Origin of the sequence: Rothia uropygioeca (assembly GCF_004136585.1) — a bacterium.
Lineage (GTDB): Bacteria > Actinomycetota > Actinomycetes > Actinomycetales > Micrococcaceae > Rothia.
In genome coordinates this window covers 269,406-286,321 of record NZ_NOIR01000001.1, presented here as the reverse complement: position 1 = coordinate 286,321, position 16,916 = coordinate 269,406, and the positions used below count along the sequence as shown (strand labels likewise).

11 protein-coding genes and 1 tRNA gene are annotated in these 16,916 nt (G+C 61.4%); 7 read left to right on the top strand and 5 right to left on the bottom strand.

The window, feature by feature from the left end; all coding sequences use genetic code 11:
* Nucleotides 1-145: 145 nt before the first annotated feature.
* The 4 genes from EWR20_RS01270 to betT form a co-directional block, all read right to left on the bottom strand.
* On the bottom strand, nt 146-862 hold the full coding sequence (locus EWR20_RS01270; RefSeq protein WP_165000920.1) for a glycosyltransferase: 717 nt from the start codon (nt 860-862) through the stop codon (nt 146-148).
* The gene (locus tag EWR20_RS01265; RefSeq protein WP_129358399.1) at nt 859-2,223 is read right to left on the bottom strand and encodes a bifunctional PIG-L family deacetylase/class I SAM-dependent methyltransferase; all 1,365 of its coding nucleotides are present in this window, start codon (nt 2,221-2,223) and stop codon (nt 859-861) included. The genes EWR20_RS01270 and EWR20_RS01265 overlap by 4 nt, the downstream gene beginning before the upstream one ends.
* Nucleotides 2,220-3,263 carry an acyl-CoA dehydrogenase family protein gene (locus EWR20_RS01260; protein WP_129358398.1) on the bottom strand — a complete coding sequence of 348 codons (1,044 nt, stop codon included), beginning with the start codon at nt 3,261-3,263 and terminating at the stop codon, nt 2,220-2,222. The genes EWR20_RS01265 and EWR20_RS01260 overlap by 4 nt, the downstream gene beginning before the upstream one ends.
* 274 nt (nt 3,264-3,537) lie before the next feature.
* Nucleotides 3,538-5,730: a choline BCCT transporter BetT gene (gene betT / locus EWR20_RS01255; protein ID WP_129358397.1), complete on the bottom strand. Its 2,193-nt coding sequence runs from the start codon at nt 5,728-5,730 to the stop codon at nt 3,538-3,540.
* A 729-nt stretch (nt 5,731-6,459) separates the two neighbouring features.
* Here betT and EWR20_RS01250 point away from each other — a divergent pair.
* Entirely contained in the window at nt 6,460-8,082 is a 1,623-nt protein-coding gene (locus tag EWR20_RS01250; RefSeq protein ID WP_129358396.1) for a thiamine pyrophosphate-dependent enzyme, read from the top strand.
* A gap of 162 nt (nt 8,083-8,244) precedes the next feature.
* Here EWR20_RS01250 and EWR20_RS01245 read toward each other — a convergent pair.
* Nucleotides 8,245-8,331: transfer RNA gene (locus EWR20_RS01245), tRNA-Leu, on the bottom strand.
* Between the two features lie 331 nt (nt 8,332-8,662).
* Between EWR20_RS01245 and EWR20_RS01240 the strand changes: the two genes are divergently transcribed.
* The 6 genes from EWR20_RS01240 to EWR20_RS01215 are packed head-to-tail and all read left to right on the top strand — an operon-like array spanning nt 8,663 to nt 16,910.
* Nucleotides 8,663-9,739, top strand: a complete 1,077-nt coding sequence (locus tag EWR20_RS01240; RefSeq protein ID WP_129358395.1) for an FhaA domain-containing protein — start codon at nt 8,663-8,665, stop codon at nt 9,737-9,739.
* Nucleotides 9,739-10,242 carry an FHA domain-containing protein FhaB/FipA gene (locus tag EWR20_RS01235; protein WP_129358394.1) on the top strand — a complete coding sequence of 168 codons (504 nt, stop codon included), beginning with the start codon at nt 9,739-9,741 and terminating at the stop codon, nt 10,240-10,242. Before EWR20_RS01240 ends, EWR20_RS01235 begins: the two co-directional genes overlap by 1 nt.
* Before the next feature lie 5 nt (nt 10,243-10,247).
* Nucleotides 10,248-12,146 carry a PP2C family protein-serine/threonine phosphatase gene (locus tag EWR20_RS01230; RefSeq protein WP_129358393.1) on the top strand — a complete coding sequence of 633 codons (1,899 nt, stop codon included), beginning with the start codon at nt 10,248-10,250 and terminating at the stop codon, nt 12,144-12,146.
* Complete coding sequence (locus tag EWR20_RS01225) at nt 12,143-13,642, top strand: FtsW/RodA/SpoVE family cell cycle protein (protein WP_193553872.1); 1,500 nt, start codon at nt 12,143-12,145, stop codon at nt 13,640-13,642. Before EWR20_RS01230 ends, EWR20_RS01225 begins: the two co-directional genes overlap by 4 nt.
* Nucleotides 13,639-15,081, top strand: coding sequence for a peptidoglycan D,D-transpeptidase FtsI family protein (locus EWR20_RS01220; RefSeq protein ID WP_129358392.1), 1,443 nt, complete (start codon nt 13,639-13,641; stop codon nt 15,079-15,081). The genes EWR20_RS01225 and EWR20_RS01220 overlap by 4 nt, the downstream gene beginning before the upstream one ends.
* The gene (locus tag EWR20_RS01215) at nt 15,078-16,910 is read left to right on the top strand and encodes a protein kinase domain-containing protein (protein WP_129358391.1); all 1,833 of its coding nucleotides are present in this window, start codon (nt 15,078-15,080) and stop codon (nt 16,908-16,910) included. The genes EWR20_RS01220 and EWR20_RS01215 overlap by 4 nt, the downstream gene beginning before the upstream one ends.
* The last annotated feature ends 6 nt before the right edge of the window (nt 16,911-16,916 follow it).

Sequence of the window (16,916 nt, the reverse complement as noted above, 5' to 3'; positions counted from 1 at the left end):
ACCTTCCTGCGGGCAAACCGTCCATTGGTGTCGTGATCAGCCATAATCCTTACCTTCTTGTTTTTTACGGCTGTACGCTTCACTGCCCACTCAACCCCGAGTCAGCTCGGAGTTCAAGTACTTTTGCTGTGCCTTGCGGGAGAAATCATCGGCCTAGCTGGTCGTCCAGGTCTCTCAAGTATGCGGAGAACCCTTGGGGTACACGGCCCGTCCTCCGTGCCGAAGTCACGACTCGCATGGAATCGGTGGCCACCCAGCGCGCCCCCGTGTCCTTGAGTCGTGCGACGACGTCAATATCTTCCCCGACCTGTAGGTTGCGGAAGCCGCCGATCCCCTCAAGACAACTCAGGCGAATACCCATATTGGCCCCGTGAATGGCCGAATGTCCTTCGCCCAAGGGGTGCTGTTCGAGCCAGAGTCGGCACGTCGGAGTATGAGGGGGCTCGTCGGGCATGACGCTGCCGATCACGAGGTCCGTCCCCTCATTGGCCAGGGAAATATGCTTGGCGAGCCAATCTTGAGGAACGCGCGAATCGGCGTCGGTGTGCACGGTCCAAACGTTCTCGGAGGGTATTCGCGAAAAGAATTCCGCGAGTCGAAGAGTCCCGGCGGCACGGACGGACCCGACGCTCGCGAAATCTCCTTCAACCAGCGTCAAGACCTCTTCACCAGCACGTCGGGCCGCTTCCGAGGCCACGCGAGCGCTGCCATCCGTGCAACGGTCCAACACGACGACGATATTCGTCGGCACGTTCACCTGCTGAGCGGCAATCCTGATCGAGGCCAAACAATGTTCCAGATAGCCCTCTTCGTTGTGCGCAGGGACGACGACGCCTACGGCCTGAACTGAGCGCCCGTTCACGACATGGCCGTCCTGCTCGACTTGTCCGCGGTCCAGAGTGCGAGCTCGAAATCGGGGTCGGCTATGGTCACCGCCCGCGGAAGGTCAAGCTTTTCGTCGAGGATTCGGTGGACGCCAGCGGCTCGCATCGGCCAGCCCATGATGGGGTGGGTCCAATGGCATGCAAGGACTGTACTCGTTCCGGAGGCAGCGATGAGCTCCCCGAGCCTCGACAACCGCCCCGGGCTGAGAAAATAGCCGATTTCGGAGAGCACCACCAGATCGAAGTGCCGACCGAGCACGGCCTCACCCCATTCTTCGGGAACGGACGCGCGAACCCATTCGATGCGATCGGATACGGTCGCGTCTCGGGCGCGGGCCAGTGCGTCGGCACTCTCGTCGACCGCGAGAACACTGTTGCATCGAGTGAGAAGATCGCGCGCCAAAGTTCCGACGGAGCACCCCAATTCGAGAACCGTTCCGTATTGGGGCCGCGGCAACGCCGCCAGGGTCAAGGCCCTCTTGCGCTGTTCGTACCAGCTGCTCTTGGTCTCCCACGGGTCCTCGGAGAACCGGTGGAGTTCGTCGAAGGGACTCACTTCGCCGCGCTCCGGGGCCAGGAAGAGTTCGAAACCGCGATCAAAATGGGCCAGGACTTCGGCGGACAACAATGCCTCATTGCCTTCTTCGGGGCCGAGCGGTTCGGTTTGGGAACGATGCTTGCTCAGCGCGGCCCGCTTGACCTCACGTACCTCATCGTCGAGGTCGAAACGGACGAGGGGCTGTTGCGCGGCGCAGGCAGCCACATCGGATGGTGTCCCCCAGTGCCACAGCCACAGAGGCGCTTCCAGGTGAGTCGCGTCGGTTCGCCAGGCCGCGATCGAGGCCGCCCGCGCCGCGGCCTCGTGGTCCGTATGCCCGTCCCCACGCCACGTCGAAACGACGAGCGTACGGCTCGCGGAAGGGCCGAGGAGGTCCACAAGCACGTTGACGAGCTCCGTCTGGCTCTTCGCGAGGTGACTGTCCCCCAGATCGAGCAAGTGGACTCTCGCGTGCGGAGCCAGCGTCAACACGGCTTCGCGGATTTCCCCTTCCCGGATACTCCGCAGATCTGCTGGATCATGCGTCGGGGAATTCGGGTGTGATGCTTCGCCGGCCGTCGCGACGACGATGTCAATCTCCATCCCCCGAGCGCTGGCGGTCACAATGAGGCCAGCAGCGGTAAGCGTTTCGTCGTCGGGGTGAGCCGCGACGGCGACAAGCCGGTCAAAAGGCTCGAGGCTCAGTTTCTCTGCGGTTGCCAGCAGTGGCTCGGAACTCCATACGGATTCGGGTGTGCCGGAATCGTCGTGGCGGAACCGGGGCGCCCGTTGCGGGCTCACGCTCGCGCCCAGATGGCCGGGGCACCGTCGAGGATCGCCTGACCGATACCGGCCACGTCCCGTTCGGGCTTATACTGTTGCACATAGACCTGCAGGTCAGAGACCCTTCGGGCGTATTCCTCGTCCTGGGTCAACGGGCCTGGCCCCAGGGTGTGTCCCACTGCCGAGAGCACCGTCTCGCATGCCTTGTGCACCGTGCCACGTACGCGGAGGGCGAGGGGCCATAGGTCCTTCGCCTCGGTACCAAGGGCGTCGTCGCCGTGGACCGCGGCGTGGGCCAGCACGTTCCCCGCGGCTTCGAGTTCCGTCGAGCATTGTCCGAGGTGGTACAGCGCAATTTGGTCGGGCGTACGAGAACGGCACGATGTCTCCAGTTGATGTGCCAGTGCACACGCAGCACCCCACCACACGGCGGCGACACCAATACCTCCGAGTGCGAAACCGGGCCGGGAAAAATACCACTGGTCTGCCCCGACAGGTTCAGCCGGGACGTTCTCGAGCTCGATCGACGAAGTCTGGATTGCGCTCAGCCCTCTGGCGACCCAATGTCCATCCGTGACGACTACGCCGTCGCCTCCCAGGGAGACCGCAAAGAGTCTCCGTTCGGTCTTTGAGGTCCATGCGGTGACGAGCGCGTGAGAAACGTAGTGAGCCAGGGAACACCACGGCTTGCGTCCGGTGATTCTCCATTGGCCGTGCCCCGTTTGCGTCGCTTCTAGCCGGTCGTTGGCAGACTCCGCAGCGTATACGCCCCACGTCGAACCCTGGGGAATCTCGACCCGTGGATCAGCCTCCTGATCCAGGATCGCGAGGGCATCCAGATGAGGCTCAACGGCGCGCGCAACCGTCAGGTCGATCGACCCCAATGCCGCAAGACCTTGCCAGTGAGACAGCGTATTTCCGTTTCCCGGCGACCCCAGTTCCCGCGCTATATCGGGGGCAAGGCGCAAGGCCAGCTCCGGGTCGCCTGCGGCCTTGCGCACCTTCTCCTCGAGCTCATGCGGAAGTCTGGCGCAATACGTCACAGTTTGAAGAGTCATATTCACCTCGGGCGTGGTTCAGTGCTCAGGCTTCGAGCTGTTCAAGAAAAAGATAGCACCGCGAATCCGGGCCTCCACCGTGGATCGCGGGATGGGGATCGAAGGCCCTTCCTCCTCATGCGAGGAGTTCCTCGAACCGTCTTTCTGACCGCCCGCAAAACTCCCCGGGTTCGGAACACCGGACGAAAACTACGTTTTCCCTAGCCAAGTTCAGGTTATCAGCGACTCGCACGTTCTCTGTGGTCAAACCCACGCCGATCGGGAGATCACATCGTTATCGCTCCACCGGCGTCACCACCGAGACTGCGTCGTGGGCCGCCGAATAGCTCAAGAACCCGAGGTGCGCCTCGAAGCGATCCAGGACGTCGTCGATCACTTGCTGCTGGGTCAACCCCATGAGGTCATACCCTTCGGAACCCGTTTGCGTGAAGACTTCGAGTCGGTAGTACACGTCCGTTTCTCGGGACATCCTGCCGCCGAACATGGGCACGGGGGCTTCCACGGCCCCCGTCTGGTACCGGAACGTGCGGTGGTCCGGAATGTCGACCAAGAGCGTACGCTCGTCGACGCCCGTTTCCTCGTTGGGCAACGTATCGAGGGTTGCGACATAACCCTGCTCCACAAATTCCGCGGCCACGGCATCCAGGGCTGGGGCGACGGTCTCGTCCGCGAATTCCTTGATCATTCTCTTGGAAGGGTAGGAACGCATCCGCGCCAGGCGCTGTCTCCACGTCTTCTCCGGTTTGACCCCGCCGTCGGGTGCGAAAGTCGCTCGACTGAGACGCCGCCCTTCCTGCTCGGCACGCTCCATGCGCAGAACCTTGGAGAAGGATGCCATGACAAGATAAGCCACCACGGTCACGGGCAGCGCGAAGATCAGCGTCGCGTACTCCATCGTCGTGACGCCGCCCGCCACCAGCATCGCTATCGTCAACAGGGCTGTGAGAACGGCCCAGAAAATACGCAGCCATTTCGCCCCGTCCTGAGAAGGGTCGGGAATGGTCGAGGAGAAATTCGACATCACCATCGCGCCTGAATTGGCGCTCGTCAGGTAGAACAGAAGACCAGAAAGAGTAGCCAGCCCGATGAGGAAAGCCGCACCCGGGAAACTCTCAATCAGGGCGTACCACCCGGCCTCCGGCGAGTCCATCGCGAGCTGGGCGAATTCATGATCCCCACTCATAACTCGCGACAGGGCACTGTTGCCGAAGATCGTAACGATGAAGAAATCGCACAGCACGGGAGCAGTGATAGCAGCGATAACGAATTCCCGAAGGGTACGCCCGCGGGAGATGCGCGCCAAGAACAGACCCACGAACGGTCCCCACGCGAGCCAAAAGGCCCAGAAGAACAAGGTCCACGTGGACATCCACGCTGACCCGCCGTCTTCGTAGGCCATGGTTTGCATCGTGCGATCCGGCAATGACCAGACGAACCGCCCAATGTTCTCGACCATCGCATTAAGTAGGAAAGCCGTTTTGCCCGTCACGAGGATGTAGATCATCATTGCGGCCGCCGACCACAGGTTCAGCTCCGAAATCAGACGAATACCCTTGTCCACACCCGAGGTGCAGGCGGCGATGGTCATGACCACGGCTACGAGGACCAGAGCAATCTGAAGAGCCAGGCCCTCAGGGAGCCCGAAGAGCCAGGAGAAGCCGACGTTGAGAAGCACGACGCCGATGCCCATCGACGTCGCGACGCCGAATACGGTGCCCACCAAGGCGAAGATGTCGATCACGTCGCCGGTCGCCCCGCGGACGCGTTTTCCGAGCAGAGGGTACAGCACCGCACGAATCGACAAGGGCATGCCCCACCGGTACGCAAAATAGCCCATTGCCATGCCGAGCAAGGAATACATCGCCCACCCTGCGACGCCGTAATGGAACATCGTCCAGACCACGGCCTCGTGCGCGGCCTCGGCGCTCTCCGGGTCGGCATTGATTGGCTGCATGTACTGAGTAACGGGTCCGGTCACGGAGTAGAACAGCATATCGATGCCCACGCCAGCGGCGAAGAGCATCGAGACCCAGGTGAATAACTTGTATTGGGGACGGGAATGATCCGGCCCGAGCCGCACTCCGCCCAGCTTCGAGAAAGCAACCCACAGAACGAAGAGAATCACGCAGGTGACCGTGACGACGTAGAACCACCCGAGGTTCTCCGCGATCCATGCCACGACGTTGCTCATGGTCGATTCCGCGGCATGCGGCACAAGGATGGCCCATACAGAAAATGCGACGACGACTGCCGACGAAATCAGCAGGACTTTCCAGTTGACTTTGGGACCGACGTCCTTGCGCAGCTCGGCGGGGCCGCGGCTCAACTCCGCACTGGAGCTGGGAGGGCGATTCTCCTGGCGTTCCACCACGTCGGCAAGTGACCGTTGCGAGCCGCCGAAGCGCTCGCGCTCGACCCCCGCGGACGTCTGGTTCCTTGGTGAACTGAATTCCTGCGATTCTGACACGCACTCTCCTCGTCTCGACGGCAAACTTCTCGTGCCGGTGGGTCGCACCAGCACATACTGAACCAGGGCACCAATAACGCATTCGCAAACGCCCGGCCGCTACTTGTTGGCTCCTTGAAGACGCAGAGCCACACCGGCGCGGGGGCTCTCAGCGTTAGGGCGGCCTCGTCAGCGGGTGTAGCGCGCCGATTTTTCGCGCGTCGCTGACTCTTCGCTACGCCCAGCGGAATCCATGGGCACCCTATTCAACTTAGTTGGCTGGGATTTTCCTGGCAATTGCGCCGAGCTGATGCGACGGCGAAGTGCGGCGGCAGACCAATATTTGTCACGTAATCCGCAAGAATTACCGGTTCTACTGGAAATCCGGCAATGGACATCTTGACCCTGTTGTTTTTCTGTGAAATCGGAACATAACTCGCCTCTTTTTCACAAAAGCCTTGCGCAGAGCCCAAAAATGCAACAAACCTCGGGGAGTGCCACAGGCCTGACCGCCCACGTCTCCTCCCGTAGGTGCCCCTCGCGCCGGTTGCGCAGGTAATTATTAAGCAAAGAGAGTGTCGCTTCGGTGCGGTGGCGATAATGTGGCACTCGGTGACGCAGCACACGGGTCGCGTTGACACTATTCACGCATTCGCTGTTGCGGCGCTTCTCTCCTGACCGCCTCCAGGACCTCGAGCCCGGACTCCTTCGACCGTCTCTTGCACCTACTTCCCCGAAAGAATTCACCTCATGACCTCAGCCGGACACGCGATCGTTCGATCGCTCGAACATCACAGCATCGACCGGATCTACACCGTGCCCGGAGAGAGCTTTCTCGATGTTCTCGACGGACTCCACGACTCATCCATCGGTACCGTCGTCTGCCGCCACGAAGGCGGAGCGGCCTATATGGCCGAAGCCGAGGGGAAACTTACCGACGTACCCGGCGTCGCGATGGTGACTCGAGGTCCCGGGGCAGCCAACGCACACGTCGGCCTCCACACCGCGTGGCAGGATTCGACCGCAATGGTCTTGTTCGTCGGATTGATCCCTTTCGAGCACAGGGAAAAAGAAGCCTTCCAGGAATTCGACCCCAAGGCTTGGTTCGCGACCGGAGCCAAAAGGGTCATGATTCTGGACCATCCGGACCGCGCGAGCGAGCTCGTGGCCGAGGCGATCTTCGCCGCTCGGTCAGGTCGCCCCGGACCCGTGGTGGTGGGTTTGCCCGAGGACATTATTCAGCGCGAAATCAGCCCCGAGCTGCACCCTCAGATCCCCATCGCGACCGGCGGCATGACGGTCAGCGACTGGAAGGAACTCCACAATGCGCTCCTGGACTCGGAGAAGCCTCTCTTCGTGTTCGGCGGCAACGACTGGACGCAAAAGGCCGCAGCGGACTTCACCTCGTGGTTGGAGGCGCATGAGCTGCCAGCCGGTGCGGAATGGCGCTGTGAGGGCACCGTGCCGTTCTCGTCCCCGAGCTATATAGGCCCTTTGGGGTACGGCAGACCGGACCACTCGCGACAGACCCTGGACGAAGCGGACCTCATCGTGTTCGTCGGAACCGTGCCCGGCGACGTCATCACGGACGGATTCACGTCGCGGCAGGATTGGGACAAGCGAAACTTCCTGGTGACAATCGACCCGGGCCTGCGCGGTCGTTCGGGCCCGGTCACGCACCAAATCGTCGCCAAGCCGGACGTCTTCGTCCGAGACCTGTTGCGGATGGATCTTCCGGTCAAGGACTCCTGGCGCGACTGGCGGGAGAAATTGCGCGGTCAGCAGACCGAGTTCTCGACTCTGCCCGAGGCACGAACCAGTGGTCAGGTCAGCATGGATTCGCTGATGAGTTACCTGGTGCCCCGGCTGCCGGAGGATTGTATGGTCACCTTCGGGGCCGGCGAACACACCAATTGGGCCCATCGCTATTTCCCGACTCACGGTTACGCCCGGATGATTTCGGCCCGTAACGGATCAATGGGCTATTCGGTTCCTTCGGCGGTTGCCGCTTCCTTGCGCCATCCCGAACGTCTGGTCGTCTCAATCGCCGGGGACGGCGAATTCCTGATGAACGGGCAAGAGTTGGCCACGGCCGCTCAATACGGTGCAACACCGCTGGTCATCGTGGCCGACAATCGTGAATACGGGACCATTCGGACGCATCAGGAACGCCAGTACCCGGGTCGGGTCAGCGGAACCCAGCTGCACAATCCCGATTTCGCCGGGCTGGCCCGTGCCTATGGCGGATTCGGCGTGCGGGTCGAGAACAACGAGGAGCTGCCCGGCGCTCTCGACGCCGCATTGCGCACCGTCGAATCGGGACAGTTCGCGGTGATTCACTTGGTCGTACCGCAACGGCAGAAAGCCTACTGACCTGGGGCAGGGAGCGCTCGTCGGAAAGGGATGCCTGCGGTCCGGATGCGCGGGTCAGAGCCCCGCATCCGGACGGCAAGCGCCACAACCCCGAGAAGCTTCCTTCGGATACAAAAACCGGCCCGCCGCCAAGCGTTTCGCCTGGCAACAAGCCGGTTTTACTGGTGCGCGAGGGGGGAGTTGAACCCCCACGCCCTCTCGGGCACACGGACCTGAACCGTGCGCGTCTGCCTATTCCGCCACTCGCGCAAGTGACTCGCCCGCGATCCGAAGGATAACGCGCGAAAAGCAACGCTGACCATCGTACCCAGATCCACGAGTGGCTGTCTAATCGAGGACGAGGTGTCCTTCGCCACGAGCCGCCAGACCCTCGGAAATTGTCCACAGTTCAGAAAACCCGCACTGTGTCGCCATCAAATCCAGGAATTGTCCCAGTGAATTGGTCCGAGACCGACCATTCACGGTCTATTCAGGATAGGTCTCTACTATCCTTGTGTCCGAGGCCGTACGCGGTGGCGGTACCCCGTACCCTAAAGCCAGGGTTGCCGGAGGACCGTAACCGCAGAACCAGGAGGCAACCATGGGACTCATAGAAAATGTTGAGCGGAGTCTCGAAAAGGCTGTGCGAGGGGTTTTCACCGCCGGCTCGAAGAACCGCATCGAACCGGTCGACGTCGCGAGCCGCCTGCGTTCGGAAATGGACAAGAAATCCTACGCAATCGCTGAGGGGCGAACCATCGCCCCGAACGTCTTCACCATCGAATTTTCGGATGCCGACTTCACCCGAGCCCAAGACTGGGGTCATGACCTGGCTGAGGAACTCTGCGACGTCGCCATCCGCCATGCACGGTCACAGGGTTACACATTGCGCGGCGCAGTTCGCGTCACTTTCACGCGCGCTCATACCGAAGAACTTCAAAAAGGCGAATTCCTCGTTCTATCCAGCCAAGAACGCGCCGGGCGTTCGGCATCGCGAGGACGCTCCACCCGAACGGCCCCGAAGACTTCCGCTGCTGCCGCCGGGGAGCGCTACAACGCGAGCCAGACCAATGCCCAGCAAACAGGATCACCCGTCGGGCGTCAGGCGACCAACGTGCCGGCCGAGCCGGAACCGACTTATGCCCCCGGGTACGCGCCGGAGTACGAGGCAGACCCGGCCGACGCGGCCGCTACGGCTGCCCCTGCCGCAACGGCCGCTGCGTCAAGCAGAACCCTGCCCAGCGGCTCATCCCGCATCGCGCCCCGAACTCCCGGCAGGCGGGGCTCTGCGGGCGGCCGCCAGGCCGGTGCGGACCCGAACGCAACGCAAGCCATACCATCTCCGCACAGGTACGAACAGCCCCACCGCGCTGCCCCGAACTACAAGCCTGTCCTGGATATCAACGGTCAACGGTTCTCCATTCAGGCGAGCTCGATCGTACTCGGCCGTTCTTCGGAAGCTGATATAACCATCGAAGATACTGGTGTCTCCCGGCGCCACCTGGAGATTCTCAATCAAGACGGTGTCTTCCTAGCCGTGGACCTAGGCTCGACCAATGGGTCATCGGTGGATGGAACCCGGCTCAACGGTCGACGCGAGCTCGTGGATGGGACTGTCATTACAATGGGTCGGACCAAGATAACTTTCCGCTTGCTCGCCCCGAGGAGTAGTCGATAATGGCCTCAGAGCTGACCGTCACGTTGCTCCGTTTCGGCTTCCTGGCCTTGCTGTGGGTATTCGTCTTCGTGATCCTCGCCGGGCAGCGGCGAGACCTCGGAATAGGGCAGACCCTCCGTTTCACGTCTTTGCCCGGCCGCAAGAAGAACAAGAAAAAAGGCGGCGCCCAAACTGCAATCTCGACCGGTTCCCAAAAGCAACAGACGCCTCAGCGGCCCAGCCAGCTTGCGATCATCGGCGGTCCCGGGTCCGGAAGCATCGCCCGGTTGGGCGACTCTCCGGTGCTCCTCGGGAGGGCGCAGGACTGCACCCTCCCCTTGGACGACGACTACTGCTCCGGGCACCATGCCCGCCTCTTCCCGCAGGGATCCCGCTGGTTCCTCGAGGACCTTGGGTCGACCAACGGGACCTTCGTGAACGATCAACGCCTGACGCGAGCGACGCTCGTCGAACCGGGCGTGCCCTTTACCGTGGGACGCACTGTCATTGAGTTGAGGGCGTAAAACCGATGAATATTGCTTTTCGGTACGCGGCACGCTCAGACACGGGACGCGTACGTAGCAAAAACGACGATTCCGCATATGCGGGCCGATACCTGGCCGTCGTCGCCGACGGCATGGGAGGCCATGTGGGCGGCAACGTCGCATCCGCCTCGACCGTTCTCGACCTGACCCCCCTGGATCACTCAGAATATGACGGCTCAGCGGGCACGATTCTTGCGGATGAAATTCAGACGGCCAACATCATCCTCAACCAATTGGTCGAAATGAATCCTCTGCTGGCCGGCATGGGAACCACGTGCACGGCCCTTCTGGTGGACGGCGACGAACTCGAGCTCGCCCACATCGGTGACTCACGCGCCTACCGATTGCGCGGCAAAAAATTCGAGCAGATGACCACCGACCACACATTCGTCCAGCGTCTGGTCGAAGAAGGCCGGTTGCGCCCCGAGGAAGCAGAGCACCACCCGCACAAGAACGTCATCATGCGTGTTCTCGGGGATACCGACGCATCACCCGAACTTGAACTCAAACGCGTAGACGCGCAAGTTGGCGATCGGTGGCTCTTGTGTTCGGACGGACTCTCCGGCGTGGTCTCGGATCGCATGATCGAATCGATCCTCGGATCGACCAACGATCTACAGGAAATCTGCGAGTCCCTCGTTGAACTGACTCTCGACGGAGGCGCACCGGACAACGTGACCGTCGCCGTGGTCGAGGTCAATGAGGAGGCGAACTTGGCCAACGCCGTCACCAGTCGCCTTGACGCCGTAGGCCGGGACAGCCGGGCCGACGAACATCCCGAGCGCGTTTCCGAGGAACCCCAAGCGGCAGTCGGAACCACGTCGAGTTCCGGACTCATGCCGGCTGATTCATCGTTCGAAAGCTCCTCGCACCGCTCCAACGATCCGGATCAAGAGTGGCCCAAATTCCTGGATATAGAGGACGACTCATCCCTGGCCCCATGGGAAGAAGAATCTCCGGAAACTGGGGCATCGGACGTTGCACCAGAGAATGTCGCAGGCGTTGATGCCGCCTCCTCGACTCGGGACCGTGCCCCAGTGGACGAGGACTCCAACGAGTTGAAGGCTCCATGGCGGCGGCGACTGCCCCGAGAACGTGGCGAAAAGGTCCGCCACACCCTTCGGCACGGCCGGTGGCGCGGTGATTCCTTCTCGGACTCCGTGCTCAATGCGATGATGCAACGGTCCGGAATCGACCTCGAAGAGGCCAGTCAGCAAGAAGAAAGCTCCGCCTCAATCTTGCGTCGAGAGCTGGAGGAACGACCCCACCTGCTGGTAGGAGCGGCCGCCTCCGCCACCCACACCGGCCAGATACCCACGGTGACCGATGCGACCGTTCAGCGCAGGGCGACTCTGGCACGGACCCCGTCGATGGACACCGACGAGGGCGAGGAGATTCCGGACGAACTGCTCGAGGAGATGGACAGCCCCCGACGCCGGAAGCGACGGTGGGGCCTGGCCGCTTTCATCTGGGCATTCATTCTGGTGCTCATCGCGGGTGCTGTTTGGGCCGGGTTGGCGTGGGTCAACAGCCAGTACTACGTCGGTGAGAATAACGGCAAGGTCGCAATTTACCGCGGCGTCGACCAATCACTCGGACCGATACACCTCAACAACCTGGAGAGAGAGACCGACGTGAAGGTCTCCGATCTTCCGGCCTATTCCAAATCGCGCGTCCACGAGGGCATTCACGCATCATCCGTGGCAGATGCCGAGCGCGTGGTGTCGGATCTGGACTTGGGTTCCCAAGGCGGAGGGGAATCCACCTCCCCAGCGCCCCACGGAACAGTATCGAGTGCTCCGCCATCAAGTGATAAATCATCGAATTCCAGCAATGATAGTCAAAAACCCAGCTCAGACGGGCAAGGAGGTGACGACCAGTGACAACCCAGGCTCAACCTGCTCAGGAGCATTCCTATACTCCGGACGAAGAGCAGCACATCCCCAAGCCTCGTCGCTTCTTCGAGCTTTTATTGCTGGCCATCTCGTGGATCATCGCTGTCGGCTCGCTCTGCCTCGTGGATCTGGACAACACGGCCTCCTTCGACCATCGTGTCGTCGCCGCCGCGGCTGTCCTTGTTCTCGGTTCCCTCATCATTCACGTGATTCTCCACCTCAAAGCACGGTACGCGGATCCATTTATCCTCCCGATCGTGGTGGTTCTCAACGGCATTGGCCTGACGATGATCTATCGCATCGATCTCACCACGCCGACGTCCTCGGTCAGTTCCCAGACGGCGTGGACCGCCGTTGCAATGATTGCTTGTGCCGCGGCCCTGTGGTTCCTCACGAATCACAGGGTGCTTTTGCACGTCACGTACATCAGCCTGGCCGCCTCGATCCTATTGCTGCTTCTTCCGCTGGTTCCTGGCCTCGGGACCGAGATCAATGGTGCTCGCATTTGGATCGCGATCGGCGGCAGGACTTTTCAGCCCGGCGAAATCGCAAAGATCACGTTGGCTATATTCTTCGCTGGTTATCTGTCTACCAATCGCGATTTGATCCTGCTCGCGGGCAAGAAGATCGGGAGGATTCGGCTTCCGCGCTTCAAGGACTTCGCCCCGATGTTCGTAGCATGGCTCGTGAGCATCGGCGTCCTCGTCGTTCAGCATGACCTCGGCTCCGCGATCCTGTTCTTCGGTCTGTTCCTGGCGATGCTTTATCTGGCTACGAACCGGTTCACGTGGGTCGCTCTCGGACTGGTGCTGGTCGTCGTCGGCGGCTTCTTCGCGTACAAGACCATCAGCCACGTGACCCTGCGCATAGATTCTTGGGTTCACGCTTTTGATCCTGAGGTCTACAACCAGCAAAGCGGCGGTTCGGGGCAGATCGTCCAGGGGCTCTTCGGCCTCGCATCGGGTGGCCTCTTCGGACGTGGTCTCGGTAACGGCAGACCCGACCTCGTCTCATTCTCGAATTCGGACATGATCATCACGGCCATCGGAGAGGAGCTCGGGCTCTTGGGCCTCGGAGCGATTCTGATGCTGTTCTTGATATTGGTCTCCCGGGGATTCCGCGCGGCGTTGGGGACGCCCGACGCGTTCGGCAAGCTCCTGGCGGCAGGTCTGTCCGCCGCCATGGTCCTGCAACTTTTCGTGGTAGTCGGCGGAGTGACACGCCTGATTCCGCTGACCGGTCTGACGACGCCATTCATGTCCGCGGGAGGCTCGTCCCTCCTCGCAAACTGGTTCATCGTCGGGTTGTTACTCGCAATCTCTCACTCGGCTCGTTCGCCTCGCGTGGTCAATGAGGAGACTGCCGATGCCGAAACCACTGCGGATACAGGTCAGTTGGGGGCTACTGCGGCGATTTCCCGACTCGGCTCGAACTCTCATGAGGAAACTGCTTCTTCCCCACATTCAGCAGGAGGTCACTCGTGAACCAGGCCATCCGAAGAACATGGCTCGCCGCGGCGGGCGTCTTCATTTTGCTCATCGGCTCCCTGACGTACGTTCAATACGTGCATGCCGGTGCGCTGGCGGAAAACCCCTGGAACAGCCGCCAGCTCTACGATCAGTACGGTTCAGCACGCGGGTCCATCCTCGTCGACGGATCCGCGATCGCACAGTCCGTTCCGTCCAACGACAGCTTCGGTTATCAGCGCCAGTATTCACAGACCGACGAGTACGCCGCCCTCACCGGGTACTTCTCGATGGTTTACGGGTCCACCGGCCTCGAATCCGCTATGAGCGATGAGCTCTCCGGAAAATCGGACTCGCAGTTCTACGATCGCATCGCGCAAATCTTCTCCAACCAAGACACTCACGGTGCTTCGGTCGAGCTGACCATCGATCCGACGTTGCAGAAGAAGGCCACGGAGTTGATGGCCGGCCACAAGGGCTCGGTCGTTGCGATGAACCCGAAGACGGGTGAGATCAAAGCCATGGTCTCCACGCCAAGCTACGATCCCAATCAACTCGCGTCACACGACTCGAAATCGGTCATCCAGGCGTACTCCGAACTGAACCAGGACCAGGACCGCCCACTCTACAACCGAGCCATATCCGGCGACCTCTACTCACCGGGTTCCACGTTCAAGATCATGGATGCGGTGGCCGCCTTGGAATCGGGCAAATACAACAAGGATTCGGTTCTGGACAACCCGCAGAACCTGCCTCTTCCAGGCTCCTCTTCGACCTTGCCGAATTATGTCAATGGCAACTGTTCCTCCCAGTCCAAGACGGACTTGCAATGGGCGCTAGCACAATCGTGCAACACTCCCTTCGCACAGATCGCAATGGACCTCGGTGAGGATAAGATTGCCAAGACGGCAAAGAACTTCGGGTACGGCCAGGATCTGGACATCCCGATGAGCGTCACCCCTTCAAACTTCCCCAGTGGCATGTCCAAGAGCGAGCTCGCGTTGTCTTCGATCGGTCAATACGACGTCAAAACCACCCCGTTGCAGGTGGCCATGATGTCTTCCGCAATCGCCAATAACGGCGTCCAGATGAAACCGAACATAGTCAAGACAGTTCGGTCCAACAGTCTGAGCACGCTCTACGATTTTTCGGCGGAGCAATTGCGGGAATCAACCTCGCCCGATGTGGCCCATCAGGTGCGCGACTGGATGGTCAACGACGTCGACGACGGAATCGCGTCCGGCGCGAAGGTCGACGGGACCAAGGTTGCGGGGAAGACCGGAACCGCCGAGACCGGCGTGGACGGAAACAACGAAGCGTGGTTCACCGGTTTCGCACCGGCGGACGACCCGGAACTAGCTGTTGCTATTGTCTATGAAGATGTAGATGCGGTCACAGGAGCCCAGCTCACGAGCCCTGGTGCCAAGCAACTTTTCGAGGCGGTGTTGAATCAGTGAGGCCCTCATCATCGATGACCCTTGGCGGTCGCTACGGCCTGACCGAGCGCATCGCTATCGGCGGTATGGGCGAGGTCTGGAAAGCCAAGGACAAAGTCCTCGGTCGCATCGTCGCCGTCAAGATCTTGAAAGAGGAATACACGGGGGACCCCGGTTTCCTCGAGCGTTTCCGCGCTGAGGCTCGCCATACGGCACTTCTGAACCATCCCGGCGTCGCTAACGTCTTCGACTACGGCGAGGAAGAAGGCTCGGCGTACCTGGTCATGGAGCTCGTGCCCGGCGAGCCTCTGTCGAACATCATCGAGCGCGAGAAGACACTTCCGGCCGATCGAACCCTCAACATCATCGCCCAGACGGCACGGGCATTGGCCGCCGCGCACGCCCAGGGACTGGTGCACCGCGACGTCAAGCCGGGAAACATCATGATCACGCCCGACAACCGCGTGAAGGTGACCGACTTCGGCATTGCCCGTCTGGCGGATCAGGTGCCGCTGACGGCAACCGGCCAGGTAATGGGAACTGCCCAGTACCTTGCGCCCGAGCAGGCCACCGGACAGACCGCAACGGCCTCATCCGACCTCTATTCACTCGGCATCATCGGCTACGAGTGCCTTGCGGGGAAGCGTCCATTCACCGGGGAATCTCAGATCGCAATTGCATTGGCCCAGGTCAATGACCCGCCGCCACCGTTGCCGAAGTCCGTACCGGTGCCCGCGCAGGCCATGATCATGTGTCTGCTGTCCAAGGACCCGGCCCAACGCCCGGCGAATGCGACGACGCTCGCGAGCGCCGTCGACGCTATCCGACGCAATGACCTCAAGGCCGCTGTCAAGGCCGTTCCCGGGCTCTCGACGTACCTGCCGATCAGCACCGACACGAGCCAGACACAGCCCGTCACGACGCCTACCGAGCCCTTGGGCGGGACGGACGCTACCCGCCAGTTCGGTTCGGGGGCCTCGGCCGCCGGATATCAGGCCCACCCCACCACATCGCAGTTGCCTGCCGTGGGCGAACCTCGTTCGTTGAAGTACCAGGGCGATTACTCGGACAACGGCGCGGAGAAATCGTCCAAGGGTGCTGCCGTTTGGAAATGGCTTGTCCCTCTGCTGGTGTTGTTGCTGGCTGTTGGCCTCGGCATCTGGTGGATCGTGCAGTCGGGTTCGGGGACGGACGCCTCCGCATCCCCTGGAGCGAGTGGATCCGTATCTTCGGCGTCTCCCTCCTCGAGTTCCTCGCAACCTTCGGCAAGCTCGAGCTCGGCCAAGATGGTTGATATCGACTCTTCGGCATACAAAGGCAAGAAGTTGGACGACGTCGTTTCCCAGCTGGCGAGCATGGGCCTGACTGTCCGTTCGGAAGGAAAGAATTCCAGCGAGCCCGAGAACAATGTCCTCGAGGTCTCCCCCGAGGGGCAGGTTGCCGCTGGTTCCAATGTGACCGTGGTGTATTCCACCGGGCCCGAGTCGGTTAACCTGCCGAGCAAGATGGTCGGCCAGGATGCCCAGTCCGTCATAGACGAGATCACTCAAATGGGCGTGAACGTGACCCGTCACGATCAGACCTCGAGCGATCAGGCCTCCGGCAAAGTCGTCCGGACCTCTCCCAGTGAGGGAAGCAAGGTGACGGTTGGCTCATATGTTGACGTTTACGTGTCCACTGGATCCGGGAGCAGTTCGAGCCCCGCTCCCGAGAACCCGGCGCCTACGTCATCCGCTCCGTCCCAGCCGAGCTCACCCTCGCCTTCGGCGGCCTCCACAAGACCCGCGACCAACGAGAATCAACAACCGGGTGAATCGTCCGAGGGCGGCACCCAAGGCTCCAACGGATGACTGAGA

Bases quoted from the DNA above. Each gene is read 5' to 3' on its own strand.
- EWR20_RS01235 (WP_129358394.1), top strand. From the start codon at position 9,739: ATGGCCTCAGAGCTGACCGTCACGTTGCTCCGTTTCGGCTTCCTGGCC.
- EWR20_RS01250 (WP_129358396.1), top strand. From the start codon at position 6,460: ATGACCTCAGCCGGACACGCGATCGTTCGATCGCTCGAACATCACAGC.
- EWR20_RS01230 (WP_129358393.1), top strand. From the start codon at position 10,248: ATGAATATTGCTTTTCGGTACGCGGCACGCTCAGACACGGGACGCGTA.
- EWR20_RS01240 (WP_129358395.1), top strand. From the start codon at position 8,663: ATGGGACTCATAGAAAATGTTGAGCGGAGTCTCGAAAAGGCTGTGCGA.
- EWR20_RS01260 (WP_129358398.1), bottom strand. From the start codon at position 3,263: ATGACTCTTCAAACTGTGACGTATTGCGCCAGACTTCCGCATGAGCTC.